Origin of the sequence: Streptomyces sp. NPDC006174 (assembly GCF_040614075.1) — a bacterium.
In the GTDB taxonomy this organism is placed as follows: domain Bacteria; phylum Actinomycetota; class Actinomycetes; order Streptomycetales; family Streptomycetaceae; genus Streptomyces.
In genome coordinates this window covers 823,395-841,760 of the sequence record NZ_JBEXTJ010000001.1, presented here as the reverse complement: position 1 = coordinate 841,760, position 18,366 = coordinate 823,395, and the positions used below count along the sequence as shown (strand labels likewise).

Genomic DNA, 18,366 nt, shown 5'->3' with positions numbered 1-18,366 from the left:
TCAGGTTGCTCCGCCCGCGGTGACCGTTGCCCGGGCTTCGATCGGGGTGAGCGACGGACTGCGGTTCCGGTCGCAGCTCGCCTCCTGGCAGAACCCGACGCTCGGCGGCGAACTCGGCCACGCCGTCCTGCCGTCGGCCCCGGTGGGCCTCATCCACGGCGTGACCCGCCCGGGCTCCGCGCGCTCGGCCTCTCCTGGCGGCCCACTGCTGCTGCGGGCGGCCCGGCCGGAGGGTGCGGAGGCGGATGCGGAGGCCGGGACGGCTGCGTTGGCGGCGCGCGCGGGTGGTGGGACGCCGGCGCGGAGTGCGTCGGTGCGGCGGTCGGGCGGCACGACGCGGAAGCCGGTACGGGAGGTGGAGGCGGGGTCCGTCACGCCTGGACCGGGTCCTGGTGCGGGCGCGGCCGTGGGCCCTGTCGTCGGTCCGGACGCGGGCTCGCGTCCGGGCTCGGGTTCGGGTTCGGCAGCCATGCCGACGGTGCAGCGGGCTGCGAAGGCCGGTGCGGCACCGACCTCTCCGGCTCCCGCGACCCAGGCTGCCGCCGCTCCGGCTCCGGCTGTCGAGCGTGCGCGGCCGGCCGCCGTACGCCCTCGGCGTACCGCACCACCACTGACCGTCGCCAGGCGTCCGGCCATGCGGCTCCGGCGGATCACCGGCCTGTCCCCGGCCGCTCCGGCCACGCCGCCCCGACCGGCCGAGCCCACTCCAACCGCCGCACCGGCCACCGCTCCGGACCCCGTGCAGCGGAGCGCGGCCACGCACCGGAAGACCGAGCAGGCCACCGCCACCGCGCGGCCGGAGAGCCCCGGCCACACACCGGCTCCCGCTCCCGAGGCCGTACGCCCCGCTCTGGGCAAGCCCCTGCGGGAGCTGCCCTCCGAGGCCATCACTTCAGGCCCGGCAGGGCAAGGACGACCCCTACCCTCTGCCCCGGAAGGACAGGAGGCGGCGGCCATGCCGGTACTCCAGCGGCAGATCTCGGAGGCAACGGAGACGGCCTCACCGACCGTGACGCCTTCGCCGGCTCAGGCACAACGCGCCGGCACCCCGGAGCCCACGCGACCCACCGACGCACCCGTCGGGTCACGTGCCCGTACGCGCGGCGGCATCGGCGCGCCCCTCGCCTCGCTCCCGTCGACCGCCCGTGTCCAGCGCGACGCACCGCTCCTCGGTGACCGTCGGCGTACGCGACCGGGTCCGACGGCCACACCGTCCTCGCAGACCACACCGCCGCAGGCCACCACACCACCGACGGCGACGAGCACCCCGAGCACCTCGCCGAACATGCCGGTCCGCTCGGCCCCGGCATCCGCCCGGCCCGCACCCGTACAACGCGCGGTGGACGGCGACCACCCTCGTACCAGCGCTGGTACGGATACAGGCACGCCCGCATCCGGCAACACCGCTCCCCCGGCACCGGTCCGCATCCGGAGCATCGGCCCGAAGCGAGAGGACGGACGGGCCACCGCCACCACCGGTGGCCCGGCGCTGTCGCCCACCGTCCAGCGTTCGCGCACCTTGCTCTCGGGCCGGGACCTGAAGGTGAACACCGGTGCTGCCGAAGGGTTCTCGGCACCGGTGGTGACGACCGCGGCCGGCACCGCGCCACGCCCGGTCGTGGCAGCCACCTGGAGCCGTGACGTACAGCGGTCGACACCCGGAGCGACGGCCCCTGGTGCCCTGGCGACCAGCAGCCACACACGAACGCCGAACGCGCGGACCGGCACCGGGCAGCCCGGCAGCACGCGGACCGGCGACACACGGTCCGGCGACACGCAGTCCGGGGAGCGCCGGACGTCAGCGGGTGCGACGCCCCGGCGCAACCCACCCCGCACCCGTCCCGCCGATCCCACCACCGCCACCGCCACCGCACCGATCGCGCCGCACCGCACCCGTACCCTCGGCCCGGCCCCGATGACGGCAGCAACAACAACGGCCGACGGCGGCTCGCTCCCCGGCGCCACCGTCCACCGTGTCGTCCGCGCACCCTCCGCACCCCGGCGCACCACCAACGAACGCACCACCGGCGAGACCACCGACCCACAAGTCACCTCCGTCCCCAAGCCGAAAGCCGCCACCGCCCCGGCCCAGCGCCGGTCCGCGATCGGCGGCGCGCTCCAGCGGCTCGTACAACGCCGTTCCCTACGTGGGCCGGTACGAGGTCCGGCAACGACCCCGTCGTCACCCAGCCCCACCGGCCCCTCCACGCACCACGGCAGCCGGCCACCGACCGTCCGACCGGCGTCCCTCCCATTGACCGGCCCCTCAACGGCCTCACCGCAGCCCAGGCCCTCCATAGCACCGCCGGCCCCGGCCCCAACCCCCGCCCAGATCCCGGTAGTCCGCCCCCACCCTCCCGTGGCCACTCGGCCCGGAGCCACCGTCGTACCCGTCCAGCGGATGCCGCTGCCGGTCGTGCCGGACCCCGCCGGCCCGGCGCCCGCCGGCCCGGCGCCCGCCGGCCCGGCGCCCGGCGGCGGCGCGCCCCCGGCCAGCCCGCCACCCCTCTCCGTACGGGTCCCTCCGCGCCCGCACACGTCGGCATCCGGCCCGACCGGCACCACCGGCACCACCGGCACCACCGGCACCACAGGACAGCCCTCCACACAGGCACAGGTGCTGCAACGCGCCGCCGCCCGGGCCGGCATCAGCGGCGTCCCGGTCAAGGCGGTCCCGTCAAAGGGCTCGCGGCCAGGCAGCGCACCGAGCGCCGTCCAGCGCGCGGCCGACGACGACCGGTCCGGCTTCGCGCCCACCACCGAGACGCCCACCGCCGAGACGCCGGCCGGCAACGCGGCCAGCACCACGGCCCGCCTCTCCGGAGCCGAGATCGAGGAGCTGGCCCGCCGCCTCCTCGACCCCGTGAGCCGGCTCATCCGCGCCGACATGCGCCGGGGCCGGGAGCGCGCCGGACGGCTCCACGACGGCCGCCGCTGACAGCACGCACCGCCCTTGACCACCACAGAAGACGAGAATCGGCATGACGGACAACATCTTCGCCACGAGCGTGTTCTTCAAGCTCGTGATCGGCGGCAGCGACCTCGGGGCCTTCCACACCTGCTCGGGCCTGGGCGCCGAGGTCGAGATGGAGACGTACGCCGAGGGCGGCAACAACGGCTTCACCTGGCACCTGCCCGGACGCATCACCTGGACCAACATCACGCTGACCCGCCCGGTCACCGCCGACACGATGAAGATCGCGCGCTGGCTCAACGAGACGATCCGGCGCGTCGAGCCCAAGGACGGCGAGATCGTCGCGCTGCGGCCGGACCTCAGCCGGATCATCAGCTGGCAGGTGCAGGGCATCGTGCCGGTGCGCTGGCAGGGCCCGTCCTTCGATCCCGCCAACTCCCAGGCGGCGGTGGAGACGTTGGAGATCGCGCACGAGGGCCTGGAGCCGTCCTGATGTCCCGTCACTTCGCCTGCCGAAAGATCCAGGAACACCAGGAAGGAGGTACGCCATGTCACCCGCTCTCCGTGCGAGCCGTGCGCGCGCCCAACTGACCATCATGGAACCGCCGTCGACCGTCGGCGCCAAGCCCGGCGGCAAACTCGCCCAGCTCACCCTCCAGTTCAACCCGAACAAGCTGTCGCTGAGCAAGAGCACCGAGTGGCGGCGCACTCCGTCCCGGATGGCCGGCCAGTCCGCGCTGCCCGAGTTCGTCGGGAGCGGACCTCGCTCGCTCTCCCTGGAGGTGTTCCTCGACGCGACGGCCACCCACGACAACTCCGTGGAGAAGGCGGTGGAGCAGCTGATGATCGCCTGTGTGCCGACGCCGACGAGCCTCGCGCGCAAGACGCCCGCGAGCCCGTGGGTGCGGTTCGACTGGGGCACGTCGCGGACGACCTCGTTCGACGGCGTACTGTCCAACCTCTCCGTCTCGTACACGCTGTTCGACGTGGACGGGAAGCCGCTGCGCGCCACCTGCTCCCTCTCCATCGAGGAGGCGAGCGTCGATCCCGCGGGCCAGAACCCGACCTCGGGTTCGAAGGAGGCGCGGCGGACGCACCGGGTCGTGGCAGGGGACAGTCTGCCGCTGCTGGCCTGGCGCGAGTACGGCGATGCCACGGCCTGGCGGACGATCGCGGACGCCAACAACATCGACAACCCGATGCAGTTGGTCCCGGGCAGTGAACTCCTCGTGCCCGGACTGGAAGACCACCTCGCGGAGGCCGGCCGATGAGCCCCGCCTCCCCGGGGCGTCCCTTCGCCGCCGATCCGATCGTGGAGATACCGGTCGAACTGCCGCTGGGCTGGGCCGCGCAGCTGGTGAGCTGTGTGGTCGACGAGAACGTCGGGCTGCCGGACACGGCCGTGCTGATGTACCGGGACCCGGACCACGATCTGCTCAGCGAGAGCGGGATCACGCTCGGCACCCCGCTGAAGATCTCCGTCGTCACCGTGGCGGACCGGGTCCGCGAGCGGCTGTTCACCGGTGAGGTGACGGCGATCGAGCTGGACCACGACACCACCGGCACGTTCACCGTGATCCGCGCGCTCTCCAAGGCGCACCGGCTCCAGCGCGGCCGGAAGGTGGTGGCGTACCGGAACATGAAGACGGCGGACATCGTCCGCAAGGTCGCCGCGAGCGCCGGGCTGACCTGCGGCAGGGTCGAGGCGGCGCCGATCACGTACAAGCAGCTGACCCAGCCCAACGTCTCCGACTGGGAGTTCCTCCAGCATCTGGCGGCCGAGAGCGGTGCGCAGGTGCGGGTGGACGACAAGGGCGTGCTCCAGTTCACCAAGCCGAAGCCCGCCTCCGCAGCGCCGTCGCCCGACACCCGGGCCGCCAGGAACCCGATGGTCCTGGAGTACGGCGACAACCTGCTCGCGCTGCGGGCGGTGGTGACCGGCGCGGACGGGGCCGGGGACGTGGAGGTGCGCGGCTGGAACGTCGACACCAAGACGCGGCTCGTGGCGCGGGAGCAGTCCGTGCGCAGCAAGACCGTGACACCGGGGATGAGCCCGTCGGTGGCGGCCGGAGCGTTCGGCGCGAAGGCCCGCGTGACCGTCGCCGACACTCCGTACCGGACCCAGGCGGAGACCACCGCCGTCGCCGGTGCGGTGGCGGCCTCGGTCAGCTCGGGCTTCGGTGAGATCGAGGCCGTCGCCTTCGGCAACCCGCGACTGCGCGCGGGCGCGCCCGTGGCGCTCGGCAACGTCGGCCCGGCCTTCTCCGGCCGCTACACCGCCACCGCCGCGCACCATGTCCTGGAACCGGACGGCGGCTACCGCACCACCGTCATCGTCAGCGCCTCGCCCGACCGCTCCCTGGCCGGACTGACCGGTGGCGGAGCCCCTTCGCGCGGTCCGCGCATGCCGGGGCTGGCGATCGGCGTGGTCACCGACATCCGCGAAGGCAAGGGCCAACGGGGCTGGGTGCGGCTGAAGTTCCCGTGGCTCGACGACACGTACGTCACCGACTGGGTCCGTACGGTGCAGTGGGGCGGCAACGGCGGCGGCGGGGTGTTCAGCCCGGAGGTCAACGACGAGGTGCTGGTCGGCTTCGAGCAGGGGCTGCTGGACAGCCCGTATGTGCTCGGCGGCCTGTACAACGGCATCGACCGCCCGTCCGAGCACGACGTACCGCTCGTCGACAAGACCAGCGGCAAGGTCAACCGCCGCTCTCTGGTGTCGCGTTCGGGCAACCGGCTGGAGCTGCTGGACACGCCGCGCGGCCCGTCCGGCGTCCGGCTGGCCAGCGGCAACAAGCGGCTCGAAGTCACGCTGGACGAGCGGAAGAACGAGATCGCGCTGACCGTGTTCGTGCCCGGCTCCAAGCGCCCGCAGAGCGCCGTGACGCTCTCCTCATCCGGCATCACACTCGACGCCGGCACGGGCAACGTCGAGGTCAAGGGGCGGTCGGTGACCATCAACGGCAAGACGGGCGTCACGGTGGACGGCGGACTGCTGGCGGTCCTGAAGGCCAAGCTCATCCGCATCAACTGACGCCCGACCCGCTCACTCCCCAGTCCCTTTCACAGCAAGGAGAATCCCGGCCATGCCCCCCGCAGCCCGATCGGGCGACAGCACCGCCCACGGCGGCGTCATCGGCACACCGCCTCCGGGCGCGCCGGCCGTTGCCACCGTGTGGATCGGCGGTCGGCCCGCGGCCGTCACCTCGAGCGTCACCCCGCCCCGGCCCGGCAGTCTGCACGTCTGCGTCGTCCCGCCGCACGCGGCGCTCGCGGCCGCCAACGTGATCATGCCCAACCCCGCCGCGGCGCTCACGGGCCAGGTGCTGATCGGCGGCATGCCCGCCGCCCGGGTGGGCGACAGGACCACCTGCGGTGCGGTCATCCTCACCGGCGCGCCGAACGTCCTGATCGGAGGCCCGATGTGACCGGCGACGGATACACCGGCGCTCTCAGGGGTTCCGGCAGCGGCTTCATCGGACGCGGCTGGGGCTTCCCGCTGCGCACCGGCCCGACCGGCGGGATCGCCCTGGTCGAGCGGGACAAGGAGATCGAGGAGGCCATCGGCCTGATCCTCGGTACGGCACCGGGTGAGCGGCCGATGCGGCCGGAGTTCGGCTGCGGCATCCACGACTACGTCTTCGCACCCGGTGACGGCGCGACCGCCGGCCGGATCGCGCAGGAGGTCCGTACGTCGCTGGAGCGGTGGGAGCCACGGATCGAGGTGACGGACGTGGTGATCGCGTTCGACGCCATCGAGGAAGGCACGCTCTACATCGACGTGCGCTACACCGTGCGGGCCACCAACGACCTGCGCAACCTGGTGTTCCCCTTCTACACGATCCCATCGGAAGAGGGCTCGTCCGAGGCGGGTGTGCGCTGATGGCCCTCCCCTCCCCCAACCTGGACGACCGCCGCTTCCAGCAGCTCGTCGACGAGGCCAAGCGGTACGTGCAGCAGCGCTCGCCGGAGTGGACCGACCACAACGTGTCGGACCCCGGCGTCACGCTGATCGAGACGTTCGCGTACATGGTCGACCAGCTGCTGTACCGGCTGAACCGGGTGCCGGACAAGAACTACGCGGCCTTCCTGGACCTGCTCGGCGTGACGCTGTTCCCGCCGACCGTGGCCCGCGCCGAGGTCGACTTCTGGCTGTCCGCGCCGCAGCCGGAGACCGTGCACCTGTCCGCCGGTACGGAGGTGGCGACCGCGCGCGGCGAGGCGGAGGAGCCGGTGGTGTTCACCACCTCCGAGGAGCTGCCGATCGTGCCGAGCGAGCTGGTCCGGCTGGTCACCGCGCCGAAGACCGGCGACCAGACCGACCGGACCGGGCCGCTCGGCGCGGGCAAGGACATCCCGTGCTTCTCGCCGCGCCCGGAGCCGGGTGACGCGCTGCTGTTCGGGCTGCCCGCCGCCGTACCGCGCTGCATCGTCGCCGTGCGCCTGGACAGCCGGGTGGAGGGCGTCGGCGTGGACCCGCGGCAGCCGCCGCTGGTGTGGGAGGCGTGGGACGGGGCCCGGTGGGTGGAGTGCGCGACCGGTGACGACACCACCGGCGGGCTCAACCGGCCCGGCGAGGTCATCGTGTTCGTCCCGGCCGGGCACACCGCGTCCGTGGTCGCTGGTACGCGGGCCGGCTGGCTGCGCTGCCGCGTGACGCCGGCCGAGCCGGGTCAGCCGTTCTACTCGGAGTCGCCGACGATCCGCGAGGCCGAGGTGTTCACGGTCGGCGGTACGGCGGCCGTCGAGCACGCGGAGACGGTGTACGACGTGGAGCTCGGGATCTCGGAGGGCGTGGCCGGGCAGCGGTTCTCGGTGAGCCGGGTGCCGCTGCTGATGGACGGCGACCCGCCGGTGGTGCAGGTGTCGACCACCGAGGGCTGGCAGGTCTGGACGCCGGTCGAGCACTTCGGCGCCTCCGCGCCCGGTGACCGGCACGTCCGGATCGACGCGGTCTCCGGCGAGTTCGCGTTCCCGCCGGAGGTACGGGCGGAGGACGGCACGATGCGCGCGTACGGCGCCGTCCCGGAGAAGGGCGCCCAGCTCCGCGTACCGCGTTACCGCACGGGCGGCGGGTCGGCCGGGAACGTGGCCCGGGGTGCGATCTCGGTGCTGCGCAGCTCGGTCCCGTACGTCGCGGGCGTCGACAACCGTGAGGCGGCGACCGGAGGCGTGGACGGAGAGACCGTCGAGAACGCCAAGGTGCGCGCGCCGAACATCCTGCGGGTGCAGGAGCGGGCCGTCACCGCGCGGGACCACGAGGTCATCGCCCGTGAGGCGGCGCCTTCGCTGCGCCGGGTGCGGTGTCTGCCGGCGGTGGCGGGCGAGGCCGGTGCGGTACGGGTGCTGGTCGTGCCGGACGCGGTGCCGGACGAGGGCGGCCACCTGCGGTTCGAGCAGCTGATCCCGTCGGACCAGGTGCTGGCGGCGGTCGCGGAACGGCTGGACGAGCGCCGCCTGGTCGGCACCCGGCTGGTCGTGGAGCCGCCCGCCTACCAGGGCGTCACGGTGGTGGCCCGGCTGGTCGCGGCGCCGGGTGACGTGGACCGGGTGCGCGCGGAGGCGCTGGAGGCCCTGTTCCGGCTGATCGACCCGCTGCGCGGCGGCGCGCACGGTACGGGGTGGCCGTTCGGGCGGCCGGTGCAGTACGGGGAGGTGTTCGCGGTGCTCCAAGGGGTGCGGGGCGCCGGTCTGGTGGAGGAGGTCCGGCTCTTCCCGGCGGACCCGATCTCCGGGCGGCGCGGGGGCGCGGTGGACCGGATCGACGTGGCTCCGGGCGCGCTGGTCTTCTCGCACCAGCACCAGGTGATCGTCACGGCGAGCGGGCCGGGTGAGGGCGTATGAGCCGGGCCGCCGTACCCGGGCTGCCGAGCCGCTACCCGATCGGCGAACTGCTGCCCGCCCTGTACGCCGACGACGACCTGGCCCAGCGCTTCACGGCGGGCCTCGACACGGTCCTGGCCCCGGTCCTCTCCACCCTGGACAACCTGCCCGCCTACTTCGACCCGGCTCTGGCCCCGGCCGACTTCCTGCCGTGGCTGGCGACCTGGGTCGGCGCGGGCATCGACCCCGACTGGCCGCCGGAGCTGCAACGGGCGGTGGTGGCCCGCGCGGTGGAGCTGCACCGCTGGCGCTCCACCCGCCGCGGCCTGGTCGACCACCTCCGCCTCTGCTTCGGCGTCCACGCCGACGTACGGGACGGCGGTGGCGTGGCGTGGTCGGACCGTCCGGGTACGGAGCTGCCTCCGCCGCCGACCGGCGAACTGCTGGTCCGGGTCTGGCCGGTGGCGCCCGGAGCCACGGTGGACGAGAACAGGCTCCTGGACGTGGTGACGGCCTCGTGCCCGGTCCACCTCACCTGCCGGGTGGAGATCCTGCCGGGCCCGCCGGAAGCAGCACCTGACGTGACGCCCGTAGAGACAGGAGGCTGACGCGATGCGCTCGTGCCCGGCATGCGGTACGGCCAACCGCGAGGACGACGACTTCTGCGGCAACTGCGGGTCGTACCTGGGATGGTCGACGGAGCCTCGGCGCACACCGCCGACACCGGAGCCGGAGCCGGAGCCCGTTCCGGCGCCACAGCCGGAGCCGGAGCCGACCCGACGGCCGGACCCGGAACCGGAAATGGAACCGGAACCGCAGCCTCAGCCGACGCCACCGCCGGCACCACCGATTCCCGCACCGGCACCGACGCCTCAGCCGGAACCCGAGCCGCGTCCGGAACGTGCGCCGACGCCTGCGCGTGAACCCGCTCCGCCCACCGAACCGGCGCGCCCCACCCCCGTACGCCCGGCGCCTCCCGCACCACCTCCGCCCGCACGACCCGCACCCGCACCCGAGCCCGAGGCCCCCATAGGCGCCGTCCAGCCGGCCAAGCCCGTCGCTCGGCGGCCCGTGGTGCGGCCGGTGGAGGCGGACGAGGCGCCGGACGGGCCGCCGTGTCCGGCCTGCGGTACGCCGAACCTGCCCGGCCGGCGGTTCTGCCGGCGCTGCGCGGCCCCGCTCCGCCCCAAGGAGGAGACCGCGCCGTTGCCGTGGTGGCGCACGGTGTGGCCGTTCCACCGCCGCGTACGGGTCCGGTCGGGCCGGGCGCTGCGCCGGATCCTGCTGATCCTGGCGGTCGTCGGTCTGCTCTTCGTGGGCTTCCTGTTCCTGCCGGCCGGCCGCGTGCTCTTCGAGGACGTACGGGACAAGCTCGGCGGCACGGCGGAGATCAGCCCGTCCGGAGCGACCGCGAGCGGCGCGGCCCCGGGCCACCCGGCGCGCGCGGCCATCGACGGCCTGACCAACAAGTACTGGGGCGCGCCGTCGTTGGGCGCGTCGCTGACGTGCACCTTCGACACGCCGTTCCGGCTGGTCGGCGTCGTCCTGCACACCGGTGCGTCGAAGGAGCCGGAGGAGTTCCGGCGCGAGCCGCGGCCGATCCGGGCGGAGCTGATCGTCGAAACGGCGGACGGCACGGTCCACGAGAAGCAGCTGACGCTCAACGACAAACCCGGAGAGCAGACGGTACGGACCGGCATCAGCGACGTCGTCTCCGTCCGGCTGGTCCTCCGCGACGCGGCGGGCCAGGCCAAGGGCCGTCCGATCGCGCTCGGAGAGATCGAGTTCTTCAAGCGCACCTGACCGGCGGGGCCACCGGCGCGGCACGCCAGGCCCCGCCGGTGGCATTCAGTCCCAGAAACCCCTCAACTGCTCATAGCTGCGCAGCAGTTCTGACCGATGAAGCAATTTCGGTCACATATGGCTTCCCTCCCCCCCTCCACAGGGGGTTGACTAAGCCTCACGCATGGTGACGCGGTCGGCCTCGTCGGCTCGTCGACCCATCTCCGGTGCCCCACCCCGGCGGAGGAGAGAAGGACAGTGATGACCGGCTCACCTCGTACGGTCACCTCTTGGCCAGGACATACGGACACCCGGCGGCCGCCCTCCGGCGGGAGCGCGCCCATGCGCGATCACCGGGAATGCGCGGTGCGCATCGCCCATCCGTACTCATTCGACGAGGGGCAGCAATGAGCCAGATAACGTTACCGGCGTTTCATATGCCGTTCGCCAGCGCAGGGTGCAATCCGGGTCTGGAGAAAACCAGGGAGGCCGCCTGGGAATGGGCGGAAGCGGAGGGACTGATTCTCTCCGTTCCGGCCCGCAGGAAGATGATCCGCACCCGGCCCGAACTCTGGATTTCCCTCATCTTCCCGAAAGCGTCGCAGCACCATCTGGACCTGTTCTGCCAATGGCTGTTCTGGGCCTTCCTGGTGGACGACGAGTTCGACGACGGCCCGGCCGGACGTGACCCGTTGATGTGCGAGGCGGCGATCACGCGGCTGGTGGACGTGTTCGACGGCGCGGAGCCGCGCGGGCCGATGGAGCGGGCGCTCGCCGGGCTCCGCGAGCGGACCTGCCGCGACCGTTCGCCGCAGTGGAACCGGCAGTTCCGGCGGGACACGGCGGCTTGGCTCTGGACGTACTACGCGGAGGCGGTCGAGCGCGCGGCCGGGCAGGTGCCGAGCCGGGCGGACTTCGTCAAGCACCGCCGGGACTCGGTGGCCATGCAGCCGTTCCTGGATCTCCATGAGATCACCGCCGGAATCGATCTGCCGGATTCCGCCCGGAGCCTGCCCGCGTACATCGCTCTGCGGAACGCGGTGACCGATCATTCCGGGCTCTGCAACGACATCTGCTCGTTCGAGAAGGAAGCCGCGCTCGGCTACGAGCACAATGCGGTGCGGCTCATCCAGCGTGACCGCGGATCCACGCTCCAGGAAGCCGTCGACGAGGCCGGAATTCAACTGGCACGTATTGCCGAGCGCGTGGTGCGGGCCGAAAAAGAACTGACCGAGGAAATCGACGCGGCGGGGATCAGTTCCACGACCCGGGCCGCTCTCGAACGGTGCGTACAGGACTACCGGAGTCTCGTACGCGGCGACTTCGACTATCACGCGCGCGCCGAACGCTACACCCGCCCGGACCTGGTGGAGCTGGACGCACGGAACTCGATGTCCCAGTATTTCGCCGCCTGAGAACCACCGGAGAGCGACCAGGGCCAGGGCTTGGAGGGTGGAAGCCTTCCAAGCCCTACGGGCCGGTCCCGCACCTCCGACGGGCTCGATCGGATCACATCGCGGCAGATCGGGAAAGAACAAGCCCGATCAGAAGCGATCACGTGGAAGACTGTCCCGCGCAAGCGTGTCCCGGGTCGCCCCACCGGCCGGGCCGACCACATCGTCGTGCCCCCGGTCAGCGGCTGACCGGTCGGAATGCCATGTCTTCCACCAGAGTCCTCGGGAAAATCACACGTGAGATCACAGCGAAGAATATGGACCACTGCCGCCGTCGCCACCGCGGCGGTGACGGGCGTCCTGGTGTTCCAGGGCGTCACCGGCAGCTCCACCCCTGACGGTGCGGCGGACGCCAAGTCCGCTCCCGTGAAGGCGGATGTCCACCAGACCCCGCTCAAGACCTCCGCGGACGGTGCCACCGCCTCGCTCCCGCAGCGCTCCACCGAGCGGTTCAGTCTGCTCGGCGTGACGTGGACCGACCCCGCCGCCAAGGTGACCGGCCAGGTCGAGGCCCGTACCCGCTCCGCCGCCACCGGCGAGTGGACCGGCTGGCTGCCTCTGGACACCGAGATCGACGGACGCACCGAGGCCGGCCGGGCCGGCGTCCGGGGCACCACCGAACCGCGCTGGGTCGGCCCGTCCAACGGCGTCGAGGTCCGGATCAGCGCCGCCGACGGCGTCAAGGCCGGGCTCCCCGAAGGGCTGCGCCTGGACACCGTCGACCCGGGCGGCACCACGACGCCGCTGACCGCTGCCGAACCCGCCGCGTTCGCCGCCGAACCCGCCGCGTTCGCCGCCGAGGAGACCCCGTCCGAGGAGCCGACGCCGTCCGCCGAGCCCTCCTCCGAGGAGCCGCCGGCGGATCCCTCCCCGGAGCCGCCGGCCCCGACGCCGACCACCGCGTCCCCGACGCCGCCGGCCCCGAGCCCCACCCCGACCCGGACCGCGACCGCGAGTCCGACCCCCACCACCGCGTCGCCCACGCCGAGCGTCACACCGAAGCCGACGCCCACCGCCACCGCGACCCCGACGCTGCCGCCCGCACCGCCGTCCACGGCACCGCAGCCGCCGATCGTCTCGCGGGTCGCCTGGAAGGCCGACGAGTCGCTCAACAGTGAGGCACCGGACTACCTGACCTCGGTCAAGGCGGTCTTCGTCCACCACACCACGCAGACCAACACCTACTCCTGCGCCGACTCGCCGGCGATGGTGCGCGCGCTGCACACGTACCACGTGAAGTCGAACGGCTGGAAGGACCTCGGCTACAACTTCGTGGTCGACAAGTGCGGCACGATCTTCGAGGGCCGCAAGGGCGGTGTGGACCGGGCCGTGATGGGCGCGCACACCTACGGCTTCAACCGGGACACCACCGGGATCGCCGTGATGGGCATGCACACGAGTACGGCGGCCAGCAGCGCCGCGACCGACGCGGTCGCCCGGGTGGCCGCCTGGAAGCTCGGCCAGTACCGAGGTGACCCGGCCGGCACGGTCATGCTGACCGCCGGGGCGGACGGCGGCAATCACACGGGCAAGAAGTTCGCCGCCGGGAAGAACTACACCTTCCAGCAGCTCTCCGGCCACCGGGACGGGTTCAACACGGAGTGCCCCGGCCTCAGCCTCTACAACCAGCTCCCCGGCATCCGTTCGCAGGCCGCCGCCCTGGTCACCGACAAGGTCACCGGCCTCGCCATCGCCTCGGTGACCGGAGCGAACGCCTCCGGCGCCACGTACTACGCCACGTCGGCCGTCACCGTCGGCTGGAAGGCGACCACGCCGGCCGCCTTCGTCAAGGGTTACGAACTCCTCGTCGGCGGCAAGCCGGTGGCCGGCGTCACGGGCAACGTCACCAAGGCCGCGGCCACCCTCGCGGTCGGCAAGCACTCCGTGCAGGTGCGGGCCACCCACCAGTCCGGCAAGGTCTCCCTCTCGAACACCGCCACGATCGTCGTCGAGCGCACGGCCCCGGTCTTCACCACCAAGCCGGCGCTCACCCTGCGCACCGGCACGGTGAACACGGCCGCCGTCCCGGTCACGCTCACGTGGAAGGCGACCGACACCACCGCGCTCAAGGAGGTCCGGCTCACCGCGCCCGTCGCCAGGACGTACGGTCCGACGACGGGCAGCGCCTGGCACACCGCGAAGTCCGGCGCGGCGACCGCCTGGAGGATGACGGCGTACGACCGGGCGGGCAACACGTCCGCCGCCTCGGTCTCCGGCACTCCGGTGATCCTCCAGGAGACCGCCGCCAAGAAGACCGGGACCTGGACCGTGAAGTCCTCCTCCAGCTACCTCGGCGGCAGGTCTCTGACGAGCAGCGCCAAGAACGCCAGCCTGACCTGGACGTTCACCGGCCGGTCAGCCGCCTGGGTGGTGTCGCGGGCGGCCACTTCGGGGCAGGCATACGTCTATGTCGACGGCAAGAAGGTCGCCACGGTGGACCTCAAGTCCGCCACGACCAAGTACCGGGACGCGATCTGGACCCGGTCCTGGTCCACCAGTGCCAAGCACACGGTCAAGATCGTGGTGGTCGGTACGAAGGGCCGCCCGGCCCTCACCACGGACGGGCTCGTCCACCTGAAGTGATCCGCTGAGCCACCGCACCGCGAGAGGGGTTGGCGCGCACCATGTCCGACATCGTGCAGGCCGAGGTCAGGACCGCGCAGGGCACCGTGCGCGGTGCGGTGGAGCAGGGGGTCGCGGTCTTCCGCGGCATTCCGTACGCGGCTGCGCCGGTCGGCGCGCGGCGATTTTGCGCACCGGAGCCGCCGGAGCCGTGGGACGGCGTGCGCGAGGCGATCGCGTTCGGCCCGACCGCCCCCAAGCGCCCCTACGCTCCGCCGCTGGACCGGCTGCTGCCGGATCCGGCGGTGGCGGGCGAGGAGTGGCTCAACCTCAATGTGTGGACGCCGTCCACCGAGGCCGAAGGGCTGCCCGTACTCGTCTGGATCCACGGCGGTTCGCTGCTGCACGGTTCCTCGGCGGTGCCGGTGTACGACGGGTCCGCGTTCGCCCGGGACGGGGTGGTGCTGGTCTCGGTCAACTACCGGCTCGGGGTCGAGGGCTTCGCCCTCTTCCCGGACGCGCCCGCCAACCGGGGGCTGCTGGACCAGCTGGCCGCGCTGGAGTGGGTGCGGGACAACATCGCGGCGTTCGGCGGTGATCCGGACCGGGTGACGGTGGCCGGTGAGTCGGCGGGAGCGGTGAGCATCGGCGCGCTGCTGGCCACGGACCGGGCGGCGGGGCTGTTCCGGCGGGCGGTGCTCCAGAGCGGGGCGCCGGCCGCCTCGACGCCGGAGGCCGCACGCGGGACGACCGAGCTGATCGCCAAGCGGCTCGGCGTGCCCGCCACCGCCGCCGCCTTCGCCGCCGTGGACCCGGAGGCGCTGCTGACCGCGCAGACCGAGGTGACGAGCGGCGGAAACCCACTGACCGGCCGCAACTCCTTCCAGCTCGTGGTGGACGGCGAGCTGCTGGACCGGGACCCGGCCGAGGCGCTGCGTACGGGCTCGGCGGCGGCCGGGATCGACCTGCTGCTGGGGACGAACTCCGAGGAGTACCGGCTCTGGTTCGTCCCCAGCGGCCTCACGGAACGGATCGGCCGTCTCAAGTTCCGCCTGGCCCTGCTGAAGTTCAAGGTCCCGAACGCCACCGCCCGCACCTACCGGGCCAACCGCCCCGACGCCACCCCCGGCGAACTCCTCGGCGCCCTCGCCACGGACCTGCTGCTCCGGGTCCCGCTCAACCGCCTGGCGGACGCACGGGCGGGCGCCCAGGGTTCCACGTACGTCTACGAGTTCGGCTGGCCCTCTCCCGTACAGCGCCTCGGTGCCTGTCACGCGCTGGAGCTCGGCTTCGTCTTCGACACGCTGGCCCATCCCGATACCATGGCCCTGACCGGCCCGGACGCGCCGCAGGAGCTGGCGGACGCGATGCACCGGGCGTGGGTGGACTTCGCGACGACGGGTGAGCCGGGCTGGCCTGCCTGGGACGCGCGGCGGCCGGTGCGGTTCTTCGGCCAGGACGGTCCGGCCGTGGTCCTGGCCCCGCGCGACGACGAGTTGCGGAGCTGGCGGCGGGATTGAGACCGTAGCGAGATCCCGTGCGGGTCCAGGGCCTCGGTGAGGAGCGCCGAAACGACCACGACCGCGACCGGCAAGCCGCGCAGATCCCCCGGCCGGACCAGCGTGGCCGGGGGTCCGTCGCGGCTCAGGCCTTGTTCTGCGCGGCCCAGAACTCGCCGAAGGTGAGCAGGCCGTCGCCGTTGCCGTCGTGGGCGTTGATGATCGCCTGCGCCACCGTCTCGGTGACGAACGGGTCGCCCAGCTGCGCCATCGCGCTCTTGTACTCGTTCGCGGTGATGAGACCGTCGCCGTTCGCGTCGAACTTCTCGAATACCGTCCGCGCCGACTCGATGTCCGCCACTGTTCCCGCCCCTTCGTGGTGCCGAATGTCGGGGTCAGATTATCGGTCCGCTCGGGTGACGGATCATCGGCCCGTACGGGTGACGGCTCCGGCGACCTGCGCACGAGGCCCCTGACGTCAGCTCAGCAGCTCCGTGGCCGTCACCGCGCGCAGGCCGCGCCGGTCCATCTCGGTGAGAAGCAGCGGCAGCGCGGCCACGGTGACCGGCCGGGCCAGGCTCAGCCCCACCACGGAACCGTGCCGCAGCTCACCCGTCACCTTGCGCAGGACGGCCGGTACGCCGGTCGCGGCGTGGTCGAGCGACTCCACGTCGTACGAGAGAACGTGCGGGTATCCGGCGCGCCGGGCGAGGTGCTGGACGAGCGGAGTGGCGTCGGGACCGGGTGAGGGGCGGAACCAGGTGCCGATGGAGCCGGTGAGCCGCTGCAGCCGCCGGGCGCAGGCGGTGATCTCCTCGTACGCGGTGCGCTCGTCGAGGGCGGCGAGGTCGCGGTGGTTCTGGGTGTGGTTGCCGATCTCGTGGCCGCCGTCGAGGATCCGGCGGGCCATGGCCGGGTGCGCGTCGAGCCAGCTGCCGACGGCGAGGACGGTGACCCGGGCGCCGGCGCGTTCGATCCGGGCGAGCGCGGTGCGGGCCAGCGCCGGATCGCCCCGGCCCTCGAAGGTGAGCGCGACGCGCGGCCGGTCGCGGGGACCGTGGGTGATCCGGACGGGCCGGCCGGGGAAGCGGCGCGGGGCCTGCGCGGTGGTGGACGTGGGAGTGGAGGCGTACGCGGGTGAGGGCGCGGGCGCGCCCGCCGCACCTTCAGGACTCCGCGCGCAGCCGGCGGCGAAGGCGGCTGCCGCGAGAAGTCCGGCACCGGTGCCCAGCACCTCGCGGCGGCGCATCGGCGCCCTGTGCCCGTCCATCCCGACCACCTCGCCTTCCACGGAGTCCGACGGATTCCGACGGAGTCCCGGGACAGAGTAGAGGCACTACGGGCAAATTATCCTGATTGACCGATTACCGAAATGATCTATGAATCATTCATGACCCGCCATAAAAATGCACCGAAAGCCAGGCGAGTGACCGAGCCCACCTGCGATTCAGCCAAGAAATGACCGATTGGCCCGAGAATCACCCGAAAAGCCTCTTTGGCACCGAGGTCGCCCGTCTGCCATAGTCGGAGCCACGACCCCCACTGACCCGGGCGAGGTCGCCGTCAGCGGCCGTGAACACACCCCGCCTTTCACGGCCCCCCACAGAAGCTCCCGCAGCGCCGCACCACGGCCAACCGGGGGCTTCTGTGCATGGTGAGCGGTTTCGGCGCAACTTACGGCCTCACGTGTCAGCGGTCGGAGATCCGCATCTCGAACCAGGTGGTCTTGCCGCGCGGCAGCAGGTCCACGCCCCACCGGTCGGAGAGCTTGTCGACGAGGAAGAGTCCGCGCCCGCTGATGTCCATCTCGCGCACCGGCATCAGACACGGCAGTCCGCGCGAGGGATCACGCACCTCGATCCGGATCCAGCCCCGACGGCGCACCATCCGTAACCCGAAGACGCGGGCGCCGGTGTGGCGTACCGCGTTGCCGACGAGCTCGGAGACGAGGAGCACCGCGTACTCGGCGGTCTGCGGCGAGAGGGCCCACTGCCGGAGGACCACGCAGGAGGTGAGCCGGCGGGCGGTCGCCGCGGACTCCGGCCGCGACGGCAGCCGCACCTCGTCCTCGGTCGGATTTCCGAACAACTCCAGCGCCTTGAACGCCTGTTCGTCATCGATACCCGATGTCCAGCGTGCCGCGATCGCGCTACTGCGCGGTCGCGGCTGATCCACACCCTCCAGGCCCGCCATGCCCACCATCATGGACGCACACATCGCCGCCCGGGGCCGTTCCGAGGGAATCCACCTCCCGGAACAACTCATTCCGCACAGGGCAGTTGGCATATGCCTCCGGCAGAACGAGGACTTCTGCGGCCCTGGTGAGCTG

General features: G+C 72.6%; 15 protein-coding genes and 1 pseudogene. 13 read left to right on the top strand and 3 right to left on the bottom strand.

The features are described 5' to 3' along the window. Positions 1 to 46: 46 nt before the first annotated feature. From ABZ267_RS03790 to ABZ267_RS03730, 13 genes and pseudogenes are all read left to right on the top strand, one after another. The gene (locus tag ABZ267_RS03790) at positions 47 to 2,938 is read left to right on the top strand and encodes a hypothetical protein (RefSeq protein WP_356748168.1); all 2,892 of its coding nucleotides are present in this window, start codon (positions 47 to 49) and stop codon (positions 2,936 to 2,938) included. Between the two features lie 43 nt (positions 2,939 to 2,981). Next, the gene (locus ABZ267_RS03785) at positions 2,982 to 3,407 is read left to right on the top strand and encodes a phage tail protein (RefSeq protein ID WP_356748166.1); all 426 of its coding nucleotides are present in this window, start codon (positions 2,982 to 2,984) and stop codon (positions 3,405 to 3,407) included. Between the two features lie 55 nt (positions 3,408 to 3,462). After that, entirely contained in the window at positions 3,463 to 4,185 is a 723-nt protein-coding gene (locus tag ABZ267_RS03780; RefSeq protein WP_356748164.1) for a LysM peptidoglycan-binding domain-containing protein, read from the top strand. Then, entirely contained in the window at positions 4,182 to 5,951 is a 1,770-nt protein-coding gene (locus tag ABZ267_RS03775) for a VgrG-related protein (protein ID WP_356748162.1), read from the top strand. The genes ABZ267_RS03780 and ABZ267_RS03775 overlap by 4 nt, the downstream gene beginning before the upstream one ends. Before the next feature lie 52 nt (positions 5,952 to 6,003). Beyond that, positions 6,004 to 6,345 (top strand): PAAR domain-containing protein, encoded by a 342-nt coding sequence (locus tag ABZ267_RS03770; protein ID WP_356748160.1) that lies wholly within the window; start codon positions 6,004 to 6,006, stop codon positions 6,343 to 6,345. Beyond that, positions 6,342 to 6,800, top strand: a complete 459-nt coding sequence (locus ABZ267_RS03765) for a GPW/gp25 family protein (protein WP_356748159.1) — start codon at positions 6,342 to 6,344, stop codon at positions 6,798 to 6,800. The genes ABZ267_RS03770 and ABZ267_RS03765 overlap by 4 nt, the downstream gene beginning before the upstream one ends. Beyond that, positions 6,800 to 8,761 (top strand): putative baseplate assembly protein, encoded by a 1,962-nt coding sequence (locus ABZ267_RS03760; RefSeq protein ID WP_356748157.1) that lies wholly within the window; start codon positions 6,800 to 6,802, stop codon positions 8,759 to 8,761. The genes ABZ267_RS03765 and ABZ267_RS03760 overlap by 1 nt, the downstream gene beginning before the upstream one ends. Further along, positions 8,758 to 9,348: a phage tail protein gene (locus tag ABZ267_RS03755; RefSeq protein WP_356748155.1), complete on the top strand. Its 591-nt coding sequence runs from the start codon at positions 8,758 to 8,760 to the stop codon at positions 9,346 to 9,348. The genes ABZ267_RS03760 and ABZ267_RS03755 overlap by 4 nt, the downstream gene beginning before the upstream one ends. A 4-nt stretch (positions 9,349 to 9,352) precedes the next feature. Further along, positions 9,353 to 9,415: pseudogene (locus tag ABZ267_RS03750) on the top strand (zinc ribbon domain-containing protein); the annotation flags it as partial. A gap of 408 nt (positions 9,416 to 9,823) precedes the next feature. Further along, positions 9,824 to 10,543: a zinc ribbon domain-containing protein gene (locus ABZ267_RS03745; protein WP_356748369.1), complete on the top strand. Its 720-nt coding sequence runs from the start codon at positions 9,824 to 9,826 to the stop codon at positions 10,541 to 10,543. Between the two features lie 416 nt (positions 10,544 to 10,959). Beyond that, entirely contained in the window at positions 10,960 to 11,937 is a 978-nt protein-coding gene (locus tag ABZ267_RS03740; protein ID WP_356748367.1) for a terpene synthase family protein, read from the top strand. 276 nt (positions 11,938 to 12,213) lie between these two features. Then, positions 12,214 to 14,559 (top strand): N-acetylmuramoyl-L-alanine amidase, encoded by a 2,346-nt coding sequence (locus ABZ267_RS03735; protein ID WP_356748154.1) that lies wholly within the window; start codon positions 12,214 to 12,216, stop codon positions 14,557 to 14,559. 41 nt (positions 14,560 to 14,600) lie between these two features. Beyond that, positions 14,601 to 16,058 carry a carboxylesterase family protein gene (locus ABZ267_RS03730; protein ID WP_356748152.1) on the top strand — a complete coding sequence of 486 codons (1,458 nt, stop codon included), beginning with the start codon at positions 14,601 to 14,603 and terminating at the stop codon, positions 16,056 to 16,058. A 124-nt stretch (positions 16,059 to 16,182) separates the two neighbouring features. Here the strand turns inward: ABZ267_RS03730 and ABZ267_RS03725 are convergent, their stop codons facing one another. The 3 genes from ABZ267_RS03725 to ABZ267_RS03715 form a co-directional block, all read right to left on the bottom strand. Then, positions 16,183 to 16,398 carry an EF-hand domain-containing protein gene (locus tag ABZ267_RS03725; RefSeq protein WP_356748150.1) on the bottom strand — a complete coding sequence of 72 codons (216 nt, stop codon included), beginning with the start codon at positions 16,396 to 16,398 and terminating at the stop codon, positions 16,183 to 16,185. A 117-nt stretch (positions 16,399 to 16,515) separates the two neighbouring features. Further along, positions 16,516 to 17,307: a polysaccharide deacetylase family protein gene (locus ABZ267_RS03720; RefSeq protein WP_356748148.1), complete on the bottom strand. Its 792-nt coding sequence runs from the start codon at positions 17,305 to 17,307 to the stop codon at positions 16,516 to 16,518. Positions 17,308 to 17,726: 419 nt separating this feature from the next. Continuing rightward, on the bottom strand, positions 17,727 to 18,242 hold the full coding sequence (locus ABZ267_RS03715) for an ATP-binding protein (protein ID WP_356748146.1): 516 nt from the start codon (positions 18,240 to 18,242) through the stop codon (positions 17,727 to 17,729). Positions 18,243 to 18,366 lie beyond the last annotated feature (124 nt).